The following is a 13,617-nucleotide window of genomic DNA, read 5'->3' on the forward strand; positions in this document are numbered from 1 at the left end:
ACCAAAATAACTGATGGTGTATATAGTATAGTAGGCATTTGTATGGGGGGTGAGGATATGACAAACAAGCAAAAACAAACATCCATTGATGAATTTAAACAATTCGTCAGACGCCATCCGAAGTTAATTCAAGAAGTGCAAACGCAAGAAAAAAGCTGGCAAAGTGTATACGAAAATTGGGTCATGTTTGGTGAGGAAGATGAGATGTGGTCTCCTTACCGGCAAACGCAATCTGAGGACGTGAAAGAAGAAAAAGCTTCAAAGCCAAGTGAATCTGGAAAAGCAGATTTTATGTCTAAAATGGTTTCTGCTGTGAAAAAAATGGACGCTGAACAAATGAATGAACAAATCAACAAAATGAGCCAGTCTATTTCCTCTTTACAAAGCTTACTCGGACAATTTTCATCAAATGGCTCGAAGAAAGGTTCATCTGGAGGCAGTCAGCACCCATTCTCCTTCAGGAAAGATTAATTGAAAGGGGATGCTTTTGGTGCGGAAAGAAGTACAGGAGTTTGTCATGGCCGAAGAGGAACGAATCAAATTCATCAGACAGCGTCCTCTCTGGTACAGACAGCTGACTCGACATCCTGATAAGCTATCGTCCTTTGAATTAGATAAAATGAATTTTTACGAAAAAACCATTCCTCATCGTGTGAGTCAGTTGAGTAACAGTGTCCAAATGGCTGAAATGATGATTCAAATGTTCCAAGCAATGCGCAATCAAAATGGAGCCGGGTGAGGCTTTTTTGAGTTGATTAAGATGTCTATTTCCTGAGCATCCTATAAAAGTAGATGAAAGGAGAATCAGATGATGAAATGGATGCTGTCAATGTGCGCATTGCTTTTTCTTGTCACCGGGTGTCAAAGTCAACATGAAAAGAAGCAAATCACGAAGCAAGATCCAGCTGTACCAGTGATGCAGCAAGCCGAAAGTGAAATGAAGCAGCAAGGCTTTTTTAAATACAAAGTGCAGGGGTCGTCAGTCTATATAGAAAGTACACTTCAAGATTTTCATCTTGAGTCTACGCGACTAAAAAAAGATGAGAAGGCGGGATATTTTACAGTGTATGTAGACGGAAAACGTGCAGGCAATGAGTATACTGCTGCATTTGTGGTCAAGCATCTTTCAAAAGGAAAACATAAGATCACCGTTGTGCTCAATTCTCGTCATCCAGAATATAGGCAGAAAAGAGAGACATGGGATGTATTTGTGACGTAAAAGCATTTTCTGATCCATAGGTTTCGTGGTAAACTATGAATTGGAGGTGCAACATTTATGTATGCGACAATCGAATCTGTGGAGCTCCAAGAGGAAGCAAATCAATTGGCTGCCATGATTCTTCAGTCGGAGGAGGCTGAACATTACCGCAACTGCTTTAAGCGTCTCCAGCAAGACGAAGAAGCCCAACAAATTATTGCCCATTTTACAAAAGTAAAAGAGCAATATGAGGATGTGCAGCGGTTCGGCAAATACCATCCGGACTATAGAACGATCTCAAAGGAAATGCGTGAGGTCAAAAGAAAGTTAGATCTTCACGATACAGTGGTTGATTTCAAAAAAGCAGAAACAGCGATTCAATCCATCTTAGATGAGATTAGTATTGAAATCGGTCAAGCTGTATCAGCATATATCAAAGTTCCAACAGGGAACCCATATTTTGATGGTCTATCATCATGCGGCGGTGGCTGTGGATCTGGTGGCAGCTGTGGCTGTAAAGTATCTTGACGAGACTTGAATGTCTCGTCTTTTACATAATAACTGAAAAGAATTGAAAAAGCGGCAGGTGAAAAGATGGAAACCAAACGTCAAGGGATGGTCGTTTGGCTGCATTCGTTAAAGCAGTCAAAGGCGCTAAGAAAATTTGGAAATGTTCACTATATTTCAAGGAAAATGAAATATGCAGTGATCTATTGTGATATGAATGATCTCGAGCGCCATATGGCTAAGCTCAGCTCATTGCCATTTGTGAAGCGTGTTGAACCTTCATATAAACCTTTTATTAAATTAGAGTACGAATCCAAATTGGACAAAGCAAAAGAGTATGATTATAAAGTGGGCTTTTAAAGACACAAAAAAACCCCCGCGGCATCACCCGCGGGGTCCTTCTATTCTTAATGATTCATTAAGGAGAAGGCAAAGGGAGAGGAGAAACCGGAGGAAGAACTTATGGGGAAACGTAAGTCTTCTCCGCGGTTGGCAACAGCACCACATCAGATGCTGTTATAAGTAGTATGACCCCGGTTTCCTTGATCTATACATAGAAAATGAATGAAAGTCCGCGCATTGTCCCTTGCGGAGTGTTGTGGTAAGATAATGTTGGATTTTTTGTCATACACAATAACCAATAGAAGCAAGCAGAAAAAGTGGTGGAAAAATGAGAGTCATCTCTGGAACGAGAAAAGGCCGCACACTTAAAGCGGTACCAGGTCAATCAACAAGACCGACGACAGATAAAGTAAAAGAATCGATATTTAATATGATCGGCCCGTATTTTGATGGCGGATGGGCGCTTGATTTATTTGCGGGAAGCGGTGGTTTAGGGATTGAAGCGCTTTCTAGAGGATTCGATCATTGCATATTCGTTGATCGAGATATGAAGGCGATTCAAACGATAAAAGGAAACCTTAATCAATTGGAGCTGATTGATCAAAGTGAAGTGTTTCGAAATGAGGCAAAGCGTGCACTCGCTGCCGTTGTGAAACGAGAGGAATCCTTTCAAGCGATCTTTCTTGATCCGCCTTATAAAGATCAACAGCTGAAAGCACTTCTTGACATGATTGACGAGCATGCCTTATTAACAGATGACGGAGTGATCGTGTGTGAGCATGATAAGGACGTCAGACTGCCAGAGGAAGCTGGACAGCTTTACATATCAAGACAGGAACTGTACGGGTTGACTGGTATTACGATCTATAGAAAGCGGGGAAATTAAAGCATGGGGAACATAGCCGTTTGTCCGGGTAGCTTCGATCCAGTCACATTGGGCCATTTGGATATCATCAAAAGAGGTGCAAAGATCTTTGATGAAGTGTATGTATGTGTACTAAATAACTCATCCAAGAAACCGTTATTTTCCGTTGAAGAACGGTGTGAGCTTATTCGCCAAGCGACGAAGGATCTGCCAAATATCAAAGTTGAATCCTTTCACGGTCTGCTTGTTGATTATGCGAAACAAAAAGAAGCCAAAGTCATTTTACGCGGATTAAGAGCTGTGACAGACTTTGAATATGAAATGCAAGGCACATCAATGAATAAAGTGTTAAACGATGACATTGAAACATTTTTCATGATGACCAACAATCAATATTCCTTCTTAAGCTCAAGCATTGTCAAAGAAGTAGCGAAATATGATGGTTCAGTCAAAGACCTTGTGCCAAAAGAGGTAGAAGAAGCGCTGATAGAAAAATTTAAAGGATGAGTGCACCGTGCACTCATCCTTTTTTTAATTTCTGATAGTATAGCGCCGTATACAAGATCAAGCTGCATAGCGTGATCAAAGGGCCGGCTGTCACAAGCTGATTCCAAAGCACACTGCTGTACATGACGACCTGCTGGCTTGCTTCAAAGGCACCTGCTGGAAGAGCCATGTCAGATCGAGAGACATAAAGAGGCTTGAACAATAAAAAGGCAAAAATAGCTGCATAAATCCCGTGGAGCAAACGAGCGAAGAAGAACGGTTTAAAGCGTATATCTGTTGCCGCCAGAATGCCGGCGACCTGAGCTTGAACAGAAAACCCGCTGAATCCTAATATAAAGCTGACGACAATCGTTTTAGCAAGAAGGGTGACTTCCTGTGACCCTGTCAGCTGACTTCCTAACGTGATTTCAAATAAACCGGCAATCATCGCAAGATCTAATTCTGGCGGAAGATGCATCGTTTGCAGCATATATCCGATCCCTATGGATAAGAGGTCCGTCACATGAACAACTGATAACATTTTGCTAAAAACAGAAAATAAGATAATAAAGCCGCCAATCATAAAGAGTGTTTGGACTGATGACATGACCGCATCACTTAAAATTTGGCCGAGCGGCCTTTTCTCTGCGAGTCTTGCTGTATGAAGAGCACTGAATGCCTCTTGAAACGGTGGGAATAAAAATCGCTTACCGCTTCTCAGATGTGCATCTTGCCGCGCTTTATATCCCCGCATCGTCACACCAACAGCGAGATTCCCTAAATAATGTGCGCAGGCCAAAACAATTCCTAAAGCTGGATGATGAAAAAAACCAACAGCCACCGCACCAAAAATAAACAATGGGTTCGATGAATTTGTAAAAGAAACAAGGCGCTCTGCTTCGATTTGTGTCAGTTGTCCTTCCTGTCTGAGCCTTGTGGTCAATTTCGCACCAGAAGGAAAGCCTGATGCCATTCCCATCGCTAGGACAAACCCGCCTACACCAGGCACTCGAAAGATGGGACGCATAAATGGCTCTAATAATACCCCGACAAATCTGACAATCCCGAAACTAATTAATAGCTCGGACAAAATAAAAAAAGGAAGCAATGATGGAAATACAACCTCCCACCACATTGCAAGTCCATTTTTAGATGCTTGCAAAGAGGCTTGTGGATGTGTAATCACAGTGGCTGTTAAAAAGATAAAAAAAGCAGCGATGAACAGAGTGTTCCATTTTTTCATGGAGATTTCGCCCCTTGCCGTTATGATCTATTGGCGAGCTCGTGATCAAAAAAGAAAGAAACTAGCCGAGCCTGTCTTCTATTACTATACGAGCATAAGGGGCATGTTTAGACCAATAGATTCGTATATATGCATAGAAAAGAGGAGGGTGGATTTTCATGAAGCGACCAGTCATCGGGCTTGCGTTAGGCTCTGGGGGTGCGAGGGGAATGGCACATATCGGAGTTTTATCTAGTCTTGAGAAACAAGGTATTCAGGTAGATATGATTGCTGGCAGCAGTATTGGCGCACTTGTTGGGAGCTTTTATGCGGCAGGACAAGACGTAGAAAAAATGAAAAAACTTGCACTTGTCTTCAGAAGAAAGTATTATGCTGACTATACACTGCCAAAAATCGGTCTTTTAAAAGGACATCGAATTTTGCAGCTGATTCACACGTTTACATATGGGAAAAAATTCGAAGAATTAAGAATGCCCCTTGCGGTGGTTGCCTGTGACCTCGAGACAGGGGAGAAGGTCGTGTTTAAAAAAGGGTCTGTCTCACAAGCAGTCAGAGCAAGCATCAGCATTCCGGGCGTGTTTGTTCCTCATGAAATGGGCGGCAGACAGCTAGTGGATGGAGCGGTTGTGGACCGCATTCCTGTGTCTGTTTTAAAAGATATGGGTGCAGACCTCATTATCGCCTCTGATGTATCAAGGGTGAAAAAAACAGAAAAGGCGACGAGATTATCGGATGTCATTATGCAAAGTTTGGACATCCTTCAAAATGAATTGGTCCGTCATCAAACCATTCACGCTGATGTCATGATTCGGCCGAGGCTTGAAACATTTAGCTCGAGTGCGTTCACGCAGGTGCAGGAGATGATTGAAGCAGGTGAGCTCGCCGCAGATCAACTAACAGGTAAACTGAAAGATGTCATTGATAAATGGGAGTGTTAATCGAATGAAAAAATTGAATATTCGCTGGCTCAGCTTTTTTGTCGTTATCCTTGTATTATGTGGTTTAACCTTTGTCAAACTGCCATATTACGTGACAAAGCCGGGTGATGCAACCGAGATTGCTCCCCACATTCAAGTAGACGGCGGATATGACGAGAAGGGAAGCTTCTCTCTTATGACAATTAAAGTAGGTCCAGCCAATCCGTATACGTATTTGCTTGCGAAAATGAATAAATATGACGAAATCGTCCCAGAAGAAAATATGAAAGCGGACGGGGAGTCGGATCAAGATTATATGAAAAGGCAGCTTCAGCTGATGAAAAGCTCTCAAGAAAATGCCATGATTGCAGCATATACAAAAGCAGGAAAAAAAGTAGATTATACGTTTAACGGCGTATATGCAAGCTACGTGATGAAAGGAATGCCTGCTTACGGAAAGATTGAAGTGGGCGACCGAATCAAAAGCGTTGATGGCAAGACCTATGATTCTGCTGATAAAATGGTTTCGTATATCAGCAGCAAAAAAGCAGGTACACCTGTCCGTTTTATCCTTGAACGAAATGGCAAAGACATTACGGAGAAAGTGACGTTAAAACCATTTAAAGAAGAGCCGAATCGAGTTGGAATTGGCGTATCATTATTTACAGACCGAAATGTGAAAGTCTCACCGTCCATTAAGGTGGATATTGAAAATATCGGCGGACCGTCAGCGGGTCTTATGATGTCACTTGAAATTTATAACCAGCTGACAAAAGAAGACGAAACACATGGCTACGCGATTGCAGGAACGGGAACGATTGATGCCGATGGAACGGTCGGTCCAATTGGCGGAATCGATCAAAAGGTCGTGGCGGCAGATAAAGCCGGAAAAGATATATTCTTTGCACCGAACGATAAAGGTGATCCAAACTCAGACTACCGAAATGCTGTCAAAACAGCAAAAGATATTAAAAGTGATATGAAAATTGTACCTGTAGATACAATGCAAGATGCGCTGAACTATTTAAACAAATTAAAAGAGAAAGCATCTTAATCAAAAAAGAGCAGCCTTCATAAAGGCTGCTCTCAGCATGTAGACAAACCCTTGCATTCTTTGTCAGGACTGCGTGCCGGTGCTCACGAATGTCAAATTCGCTCCGCTCCGGTACTCGTCCTTCCTAGACTTCAAAGGTTTTCTATCATGCTGAAAAGAAGACAAAGGACTAAAATAAAGATCATTTTAGCCCTTTGTCAACGATATGGAGCAGCCTTCGTAAAGGCTGCTCTTTTTGTTAAGACTGGAAGAGACCAGTCTCTTCATCATATCGGATCGGTGAGGTTTTAAATTCCGCTTCCGTTAAGTTCGTTTGCATTGGTTCACTAACGGGCAGGCTGAAAACGCGGGATGCGCGTATATCAAGATCAAGAGCGGGATGTGAAAAGGCAGACAGTTTACTGACGAGCGGCACGTCCAATTCTTTTTTCACAAGAGATAAGTATTGCTGCCCTTTCTTTGACATACCAAGTAACCGAATATAAGGTGCTTTTTTCTCTTTCAGCAGCTCATGCATGGCATTCTTTTTCACCCTCATTAAGAGATGTGTATTCATCCGCTGCAGCCTTGTCCACGTATAGCGTTTTGTTTTCACAAGTGATAGATATTCCTCGTAGGAGGACGCATGTGTAATCGCTTTTTGCATGCGGTGTTCGATGCCTTCTTCAATTTCATAGATGCCTTCTAGTTCTGCCGTATCCATTGTGTGAAAGACGTGTTTTAAGAAGCTAAAGTAGGCTTCTTGAGTATGTAGAAGACCATATGAAGAATGATAGTCATGTAATTGCTTGAGCGTAGCATTTGGGAGATAAGGGGCGACTGTTTCAAATGCACCATGATCTTTTAAGGCTTTTCGTATACTTGTTGCGCTTGCGATTTTCTGATTTTCAGGTAGTTCTTCATCATGATAACCAGATGAAATCCTTTGAGAGGTAAAGGGCTGCATGTGAGGGGATCGCTCCATGATGGCTTTGACATAATGGAAACCTAAAATGTTATTGGGCCGAGACAGATCCAGTAAGTGCTTAGGATCAATCACCTCTTGAAACGCAGCAGCAGCAGCTGCTGGATAACTAAGGCCTTCTTTCACCTTTTCTTTTGTGAAAAAGTCAATTTCTTCTTTTTTCTCATGCCAAGCACGAGCTGTTCGCTCAAATGCTTTGATGTCACCATCCTCGCTGCCGAAAAAAAGGGAGCGGCATTTTAAAGCATCTAGAATCGCCACAGCACCGTTTGCAAAGGTTTCTGCCTTTTGCACTGCGTATATGTATGGAAGCTCACACACAATGTCTACACCGTTTTGCAGTGCCATTTTTGTCCGCGCCCATTTTGAGACGATGGCAGGCTCACCGCGCTGGAGGAAGGGACCGCTCATAACGGCAATGGCAACATCTGAGGAGGTATGTGTTTTCGCCTGACGAACATGATAGGCATGTCCATAATGAAATGGATTATACTCGACAACGACTCCTGTTGCTTTCAATAGATGTTCCGCCTTTCTTGCTATGGTTAAATGGTCTATGCTACAGTAGCATAAGGAAAAATGAAGCCCATTTTTTTCAGTGTAGGCATTCCGAGAACTGATGTCAAACAACGCTCTGACATCACAAAGGACTGTAAAGAAAAAATATTGACAAATAACATGATGAAAGCTATAATCATGTTTGTTGCTCTTAGAGGTGATACAATTGAAATGGACAGTTTATCAGTTACATCAAAAAGCTAAAAACAGCTTCGATTTTCATGAGACGGTTGACTTAAATGAACTTACTAGCCTTCATTCAGATATACGTCGCATTTCACCGGTAGAGGTGAAAGGGACTGGAGTGATCGAATCAAAGCAAGTCGCATTTGATTTAACCATCACAGGTGAAATGACATTGCCTTGTTCAAGAACGCTTGTTGATGTAAATTATCCATTTGCGATTTCAACGAAAGAACTATTTGTACTTCATAAGACAGACGACATAGAAGATGAAGACGTTTCTATTGTAGAAGACGACATCATCGACTTAACGCCTTTAGTCAAGGAAGAAATTCTTCTTGAAGTGCCGATGCAAATCTTTTGCGACCAAACTGACGTAAAAGGTGCTGCACCACAAGAAGGGAATGACTGGGCAGTCATTTCGGAAGATGCACATCAAAACCGAATTGATCCGCGTCTGGAAGGCTTGAAGAAGCTCTTAGAAGAAAATAATGAATCTTAACTCTTTAAGGAGGTGGGAATAATGGCTGTACCTTTTAGAAGAACTTCTAAAATGAAAAAAAGATTGCGTCGTACGCATTTCAAACTACAAGTACCTGGTATGGTAGCTTGCCCAGAATGCGGTGAAATGAAAATTTCTCATCGTGTCTGCAAATCTTGCGGAACATACAAAGGCAAAGACGTAAAAAGCAACTAATGCTTAATAAAAAAACGTGAGGGAACCTTCCCTTACGTTTTTTTATTTGTCTATTTTTTAGGTTTCTCCCCTGCAAATAGTCTATCTACTCTAGTAGGCGCATATGATGTGGTATTCAGATTCAGGGGGGATGATCAATTGACGATTACAAGGCAGGACGCATGGACACAGGATGAAGATTTACTTTTAGCAGAAGTCGTTTTAAGGCACATTCGAGATGGAGGAACGCAGCTTTCCGCATTTGAGGAAGTCGGGAAAGCATTGTCAAGAACAGCGGCAGCATGTGGTTTCAGGTGGAACTCATACGTTAGAAAACAATATCAGGCAGGCATAGAGCTGGCAAAAAAACAGCGGAAAGAATTGCGTAAAAAAATAGGTATTCATTCCTCTGGTTTACCACAGCAAGCGTTAATCATAGAAGAAAAGACTTCTTCAAACCAGGCTGAATTGACCCTTCGAGAAGTGATTCAGTTTTTAGAGCAGCTTGAAAAAGAACCTGATGGACCCGCTCATTTACGCGAAGAACTGGCAGATGCACAGTATCAATTGAAGTCACTTACAGAAGAAAATGAACACTTAAAGCGGCAATTAAAAATGACAGAAGAAGATTACCGGGCACTCATAAGTATTGTTGAAAGAGTCAAACAGAATATTAGCTTAAAAGAATATGCTAAATAAAGAGACGCCCCTCACAGAGAAAGGAGGGGCGTTTTGTGATCAGCCTTTAAGCGGATTCACCTGTATTTTTTTGAATATGTGCGGGCTCCCAGATAAGTGGATTTTCACCCTTATCGCGCTCCATATCATATTTGACTGCTTCAAAGCCCATTTTATCCCAAAAACCGGCAGATTTGACACGCGGATTGGTCCGAATTGGCAATCCGAATGATTTAGCGAATTCAACAAGTGCTTCGCCGTACCCTTTGCGCTGATATCCAGGAAGCACTTCCAGCTTCCACAGCTCTAAATAATCATGGTTGTGGTTAAAATACGTAGTTGTTGAGCCGTCCACTTGATAAAGACTCATACGTGCCACTAGCTTATCTCCAAAATAAATCCCGTAAAATGGAGAGTTGCTGTCATTTTCAATCATATTGCTTTCAAGGTCTTCAAGCATGGATAGTTCTTGTATGCCATATTCCTTAAATTGTTTAAATTCCTCTAAAGTTTTGTAATTAATTAGAAGTCGTTTTACTTGTGCCATATGATCTTCCCCCTTACACACATAATGTCGACAGTGATGTCATTGAAGGCGTTTTCATCCCATCCGCCTCAAAAAGTTTTTACACTTATTATTATAGTTTTTAAATTAAAAAAATTCAATCATAGCGCGCCATCTGCTTTTTGCATCACGACATGAACCTGTTAAAATAGTTGATATCATGAAGTAAACGAAAAAGGGATGTGCGGAAGTTGAACATTGGAATCATTGGTGGCGGTGCGATTGGTCTGCTTTGTGCTAGTTATTTAACGCAGCATCATGACGTCACAGTCTTTACAAGAAGAAACGAACAGGCAGAAGAGATTCGAGCATTCGGCATTGAGCGAACAGGAAAAGGAGATACATGTCAGGCGACTGTTCATGCACAGACAGGAATAACAGGAGAATTTGATTTGCTCATCGTGACAGTGAAATATCATCATTTGCAAGATGTGCTGCGTGAACTATCGACATTACCTCCTCATCGTATCTTATTTTTACAGAACGGAATGGCTCACTTATTAGATTTGGAGAATTGGAAAACAGGACACTCATTATACATAGGTGTGGTAGAGCACGGAGCTATGAAGATGTCAGATCATGAAGTGAACCATACAGGTATCGGTGTCATCAAGTGGGGGGCATATCAGCATGAAGAAGCAGCAGATATAAAAAATGCATTGAATGAGACATCATCTCATTTTCAGATGATCTATACGGATGAATGGATAAAGGTGCTGGAGGAAAAACTGCTTGTCAATGTCTGTATCAATCCGCTCACGGCTTTGCTGCATGTGAGGAACGGGGAATTAATCGCAAACTCCTCATATGAACACATGATGAAATGTGCATTTGAAGAAGCAGTTTCCATCTTGAGCTTGTCTGAAAAAGAGCGGCTCTGGCCATATGTAGTTTCTATTTGTGAGAAAACCGCTGAGAATCAGTCCTCGATGCTTCAAGATATAGTGAAAGGCCGCCAAACCGAAAGAAAAGCCATCCTTGGTTATCTTTTAAAAAAGGCTCAAGCTCACGGCGTTGCGGCGCCACATCTCACTTTCTTTGATCGAAGCTTGGAAGTATTGGAAAAAAAGCAAACAAAATCTTTTGAGTGAGCTCGTTTACATGCTATACTTTTTTCGGGAAACTAACTATTTATTGAAGAAAGGAAGTTCTAAACATGCAATTTACTGAACTTTCCATCCGAAGTCAGAATTTATTCATACGTGATTATATAGAAGAAAAAAAAGAGATGACGACTTTTTTTGATTATGATATACATTCTGAGCACACATGGAAAAAGAGATACGACGATCTCATGGAAATGAGCTTCCCGCGCGAGGCTTTAGCGGATTATATGAGCGCATACCACGCAAAGTTTGAATCGGCAGCGATGCGCCAGAACATTGAAAAGATCCGTGATGAACGGAGTGTCATGGTGGTCGGAGGACAGCAGGCTGGTCTATTAACAGGACCGCTTTATACCATACATAAAATCATATCCATCATTCAGTTTGCAAAAGAAAAAGAAACAGAGCTTGGCGTCCCAGTGATTCCGGTCTTTTGGGTAGCCGGTGAGGATCATGACGTAGATGAAATTAATTTTGTGTACACATCTGGCGAAAAAGGGCCAGTGAAACAAAAGCTGTCATTACATAACGTCAAAAAAGCGGCTGCGAAAAGAATCCCGCTTGATCAAGAAAAAACCGAGACATGGCTCCGTGATGTGTTTTCAACGTATGAAGAATCTGCATACACCAATGACTTGCTTGATCAGCTTCTTCGATGTTTACGCAAATCACAAACGTTTACTGATTTCTTTGAATGGATTGTATGTGACCTCTTTGAAGAGGATGGACTGCTTTTACTTAATTCAGGTGACTTAGGTGTTAAACCACTCGAACGTGCGTTATTCAAGCACATTGTCGAGACAAATGATGCGGTTACTACTCGCTTAAATGAATCACAGGCTGCTATGAAACGAGCAGGATATCAGCCGATTATTGAAGCTGGTGACAATCAGGCGAATCTGTTTTACGAATATGATGAGGAACGTTTCCTGATTGAAAAAGAGAACGGCCGGTTTTCTATATCAGAAGTGGGGCTTACATGGACGAAGGAAGAGCTTTTGCAGGAAGTGGAGGAACACCCAGAACGGTTTAGCAACAATGTGGTGACGCGTCCCTTGATGCAGGAAACCCTTCTCCCGACACTTGCCTTTATGGCAGGACACGGTGAGGTTAACTATTGGGGAGAGCTGAAAGGAATCTTTGAGCATTTTCAATTAAAGATGGCGCCTGTTCTTCCGAGGCTGCATGTGACCATTCTTGAAAGGCATATCGACAAGAAACTGCCAGTTAGAGAACTGTCGGTAGAAGAAGTGCTGACAAATGGAGTAAAAGAAAAGAAAGAAGCACACTTTCAGCAAAGTCTTCCAGACAGCTTTGTTCAAGCGGTTCAACACGCCAAACGTGAATTAGCAAATGCTCATGGCGTGATGAGACAAGAAGCACTGGAGATTGAACCAAACTTCGAGCAGCTGCTAGATAAAAATGCCAAATTTATTGAAGACCAGCTTCAATTTGTTTATCAAAAGGTGGCGCAGCGTGTGGAAGAGAAGGAAGGATATATCCTTCGGGACTTTGAACGAATTGAAAATAGTTTAAAACCACTAGATGCCCCGCAGGAAAGAATTTGGAATATCATGTACTTTTTAAACAAATATGGTCCAGAATTCTTCAAAACGTTCAAAAATCTGCCATTTTCATTTCAAAACAAGCAACAAATTGTCAAACTTTGAAATAAAGTTTTAATGAACCCTGACTAGTTCAGGGTTTTTTTTTATGTAGAAACAGTGTAGAATAAGTTTTGTGGAGAGAAGTGGTGGATAGTGGAGAGTATGGGTGAGAAAGTGGGGCTCTGATTATCATGTTCATGGGTGAATACCAACATACGATTGATACAAAAGGGCGCATGATCATCCCTGCTAAATTTAGAGACGGTCTCGGAGAACAATTTGTGCTGACGAGAGGGCTTGATCAATGTTTATTTGGTTACCCTATGAGTGAGTGGAAATTAATCGAAGAGAAACTCAAAGCACTACCGCTAACGAAAAAAGATGCACGTGCGTTTACACGGTTCTTCTTCTCTGGCGCAGTAGAATGCGATCTGGACAAGCAGGGGCGTATTAACATCGCATCAAACCTACTCCAATATGCAAAACTCGAAAAAGAATGTGTGGTCATCGGCGTTTCAAATCGAATTGAGTTGTGGAGTAAGTCGATCTGGGAACAATATACAGAAGAGCAAGAAGATTCTTTTGCTGAAATTGCTGAAAACATGATTGGATTTGATATATAATAATCCCTTGTGCAGCAAGCTTTCTACACATTCATTTCTATTTGA

The 13,617-nt window shown here is 41.7% G+C and carries 18 protein-coding genes; 15 read left to right on the forward strand and 3 right to left on the reverse strand.

Annotation, left to right across the window (positions count from 1 at the left end; all coding sequences use genetic code 11):
• The first annotated feature begins 57 nt into the window (after window positions 1–57).
• The 7 genes from MHI16_RS07470 (at window position 58) to coaD (ending at window position 3,419) form a co-directional block, all read left to right on the forward strand.
• Complete coding sequence (locus tag MHI16_RS07470) at window positions 58–471, forward strand: YlbD family protein (protein WP_058014068.1); 414 nt, start codon at window positions 58–60, stop codon at window positions 469–471.
• Window positions 472–490: 19 nt separating this feature from the next.
• Window positions 491–739, forward strand: a complete 249-nt coding sequence (locus MHI16_RS07475) for a YlbE-like family protein (protein ID WP_058014067.1) — start codon at window positions 491–493, stop codon at window positions 737–739.
• A gap of 72 nt (window positions 740–811) precedes the next feature.
• Window positions 812–1,219, forward strand: a complete 408-nt coding sequence (locus MHI16_RS07480; protein ID WP_058014066.1) for a hypothetical protein — start codon at window positions 812–814, stop codon at window positions 1,217–1,219.
• Window positions 1,220–1,276: 57 nt separating this feature from the next.
• Window positions 1,277–1,726: a YlbF family regulator gene (locus tag MHI16_RS07485; RefSeq protein WP_007499807.1), complete on the forward strand. Its 450-nt coding sequence runs from the start codon at window positions 1,277–1,279 to the stop codon at window positions 1,724–1,726.
• 66 nt (window positions 1,727–1,792) lie between these two features.
• The gene (locus MHI16_RS07490; protein WP_003212137.1) at window positions 1,793–2,065 is read left to right on the forward strand and encodes a YlbG family protein; all 273 of its coding nucleotides are present in this window, start codon (window positions 1,793–1,795) and stop codon (window positions 2,063–2,065) included.
• A 280-nt stretch (window positions 2,066–2,345) separates the two neighbouring features.
• Window positions 2,346–2,933 carry a 16S rRNA (guanine(966)-N(2))-methyltransferase RsmD gene (gene rsmD, locus MHI16_RS07495; protein WP_268467365.1) on the forward strand — a complete coding sequence of 196 codons (588 nt, stop codon included), beginning with the start codon at window positions 2,346–2,348 and terminating at the stop codon, window positions 2,931–2,933.
• A 3-nt stretch (window positions 2,934–2,936) separates the two neighbouring features.
• Window positions 2,937–3,419 (forward strand): pantetheine-phosphate adenylyltransferase, encoded by a 483-nt coding sequence (gene coaD, locus MHI16_RS07500; protein WP_058014064.1) that lies wholly within the window; start codon window positions 2,937–2,939, stop codon window positions 3,417–3,419.
• A 13-nt stretch (window positions 3,420–3,432) separates the two neighbouring features.
• Here coaD and ylbJ read toward each other — a convergent pair whose 3' ends face one another.
• A complete protein-coding gene (ylbJ, locus tag MHI16_RS07505; protein WP_058014063.1) occupies window positions 3,433–4,641 on the reverse strand; it encodes a sporulation integral membrane protein YlbJ in 1,209 nt (402 codons plus the stop codon).
• Between the two features lie 158 nt (window positions 4,642–4,799).
• Between ylbJ and MHI16_RS07510 the strand changes: the two genes are divergently transcribed.
• On the forward strand, window positions 4,800–5,579 hold the full coding sequence (locus tag MHI16_RS07510; protein WP_058014062.1) for a patatin-like phospholipase family protein: 780 nt from the start codon (window positions 4,800–4,802) through the stop codon (window positions 5,577–5,579).
• Window positions 5,580–5,583: 4 nt separating this feature from the next.
• Window positions 5,584–6,612 carry a SepM family pheromone-processing serine protease gene (locus tag MHI16_RS07515; RefSeq protein WP_058014061.1) on the forward strand — a complete coding sequence of 343 codons (1,029 nt, stop codon included), beginning with the start codon at window positions 5,584–5,586 and terminating at the stop codon, window positions 6,610–6,612.
• A gap of 238 nt (window positions 6,613–6,850) precedes the next feature.
• Here MHI16_RS07515 and MHI16_RS07520 read toward each other — a convergent pair whose 3' ends face one another.
• Window positions 6,851–8,095 carry a nucleotidyltransferase gene (locus MHI16_RS07520; RefSeq protein WP_058014060.1) on the reverse strand — a complete coding sequence of 415 codons (1,245 nt, stop codon included), beginning with the start codon at window positions 8,093–8,095 and terminating at the stop codon, window positions 6,851–6,853.
• Between the two features lie 205 nt (window positions 8,096–8,300).
• Between MHI16_RS07520 and MHI16_RS07525 the strand changes: the two genes are divergently transcribed.
• The 3 genes from MHI16_RS07525 (at window position 8,301) to gerR (ending at window position 9,692) form a co-directional block, all read left to right on the forward strand.
• A complete protein-coding gene (locus tag MHI16_RS07525; RefSeq protein ID WP_003210956.1) occupies window positions 8,301–8,819 on the forward strand; it encodes a DUF177 domain-containing protein in 519 nt (172 codons plus the stop codon).
• Between the two features lie 21 nt (window positions 8,820–8,840).
• A complete protein-coding gene (gene rpmF / locus MHI16_RS07530; RefSeq protein ID WP_008354700.1) occupies window positions 8,841–9,014 on the forward strand; it encodes a 50S ribosomal protein L32 in 174 nt (57 codons plus the stop codon).
• A 138-nt stretch (window positions 9,015–9,152) separates the two neighbouring features.
• Window positions 9,153–9,692, forward strand: a complete 540-nt coding sequence (gene gerR, locus MHI16_RS07535; RefSeq protein ID WP_058014059.1) for a sporulation-specific transcriptional regulator GerR — start codon at window positions 9,153–9,155, stop codon at window positions 9,690–9,692.
• Between the two features lie 46 nt (window positions 9,693–9,738).
• Here the strand turns inward: gerR and MHI16_RS07540 are convergent, their stop codons facing one another.
• Entirely contained in the window at window positions 9,739–10,218 is a 480-nt protein-coding gene (locus MHI16_RS07540) for an N-acetyltransferase (protein WP_003211702.1), read from the reverse strand.
• Between the two features lie 209 nt (window positions 10,219–10,427).
• On the opposite strand from MHI16_RS07540, the gene MHI16_RS07545 reads away from it, so the two are divergent.
• The 3 genes from MHI16_RS07545 to mraZ all read left to right on the forward strand — a co-directional run bounded on the left by MHI16_RS07545 (window position 10,428) and on the right by mraZ (window position 13,572).
• Window positions 10,428–11,327 (forward strand): 2-dehydropantoate 2-reductase, encoded by a 900-nt coding sequence (locus MHI16_RS07545; protein WP_058014058.1) that lies wholly within the window; start codon window positions 10,428–10,430, stop codon window positions 11,325–11,327.
• A 65-nt stretch (window positions 11,328–11,392) separates the two neighbouring features.
• The gene (gene bshC, locus MHI16_RS07550) at window positions 11,393–13,012 is read left to right on the forward strand and encodes a bacillithiol biosynthesis cysteine-adding enzyme BshC (RefSeq protein ID WP_058014057.1); all 1,620 of its coding nucleotides are present in this window, start codon (window positions 11,393–11,395) and stop codon (window positions 13,010–13,012) included.
• A gap of 128 nt (window positions 13,013–13,140) precedes the next feature.
• Complete coding sequence (gene mraZ / locus MHI16_RS07555; RefSeq protein WP_003211163.1) at window positions 13,141–13,572, forward strand: division/cell wall cluster transcriptional repressor MraZ; 432 nt, start codon at window positions 13,141–13,143, stop codon at window positions 13,570–13,572.
• The last annotated feature ends 45 nt before the right edge of the window (window positions 13,573–13,617 follow it).

It is taken from the genome of Bacillus sp. FSL K6-0923 (genome assembly GCF_038630825.1).
Classification (GTDB): Bacteria; Bacillota; Bacilli; order Bacillales; family Bacillaceae; genus Bacillus; species Bacillus pumilus.

Bases quoted from the DNA above. Each gene is read 5' to 3' on its own strand.
- MHI16_RS07470 (WP_058014068.1), top strand. From the start codon at position 58: ATGACAAACAAGCAAAAACAAACATCCATTGATGAATTTAAACAATTC.
- MHI16_RS07480 (WP_058014066.1), top strand. From the start codon at position 812: ATGAAATGGATGCTGTCAATGTGCGCATTGCTTTTTCTTGTCACCGGG.
- MHI16_RS07485 (WP_007499807.1), top strand. From the start codon at position 1,277: ATGTATGCGACAATCGAATCTGTGGAGCTCCAAGAGGAAGCAAATCAA.
- MHI16_RS07490 (WP_003212137.1), top strand. From the start codon at position 1,793: ATGGAAACCAAACGTCAAGGGATGGTCGTTTGGCTGCATTCGTTAAAG.
- coaD (WP_058014064.1), top strand. From the start codon at position 2,937: ATGGGGAACATAGCCGTTTGTCCGGGTAGCTTCGATCCAGTCACATTG.
- ylbJ (WP_058014063.1), bottom strand. From the start codon at position 4,641: ATGAAAAAATGGAACACTCTGTTCATCGCTGCTTTTTTTATCTTTTTA.
- MHI16_RS07510 (WP_058014062.1), top strand. From the start codon at position 4,800: ATGAAGCGACCAGTCATCGGGCTTGCGTTAGGCTCTGGGGGTGCGAGG.
- MHI16_RS07515 (WP_058014061.1), top strand. From the start codon at position 5,584: ATGAAAAAATTGAATATTCGCTGGCTCAGCTTTTTTGTCGTTATCCTT.
- rpmF (WP_008354700.1), top strand. From the start codon at position 8,841: ATGGCTGTACCTTTTAGAAGAACTTCTAAAATGAAAAAAAGATTGCGT.
- MHI16_RS07540 (WP_003211702.1), bottom strand. From the start codon at position 10,218: ATGGCACAAGTAAAACGACTTCTAATTAATTACAAAACTTTAGAGGAA.
- bshC (WP_058014057.1), top strand. From the start codon at position 11,393: ATGCAATTTACTGAACTTTCCATCCGAAGTCAGAATTTATTCATACGT.
- mraZ (WP_003211163.1), top strand. From the start codon at position 13,141: ATGTTCATGGGTGAATACCAACATACGATTGATACAAAAGGGCGCATG.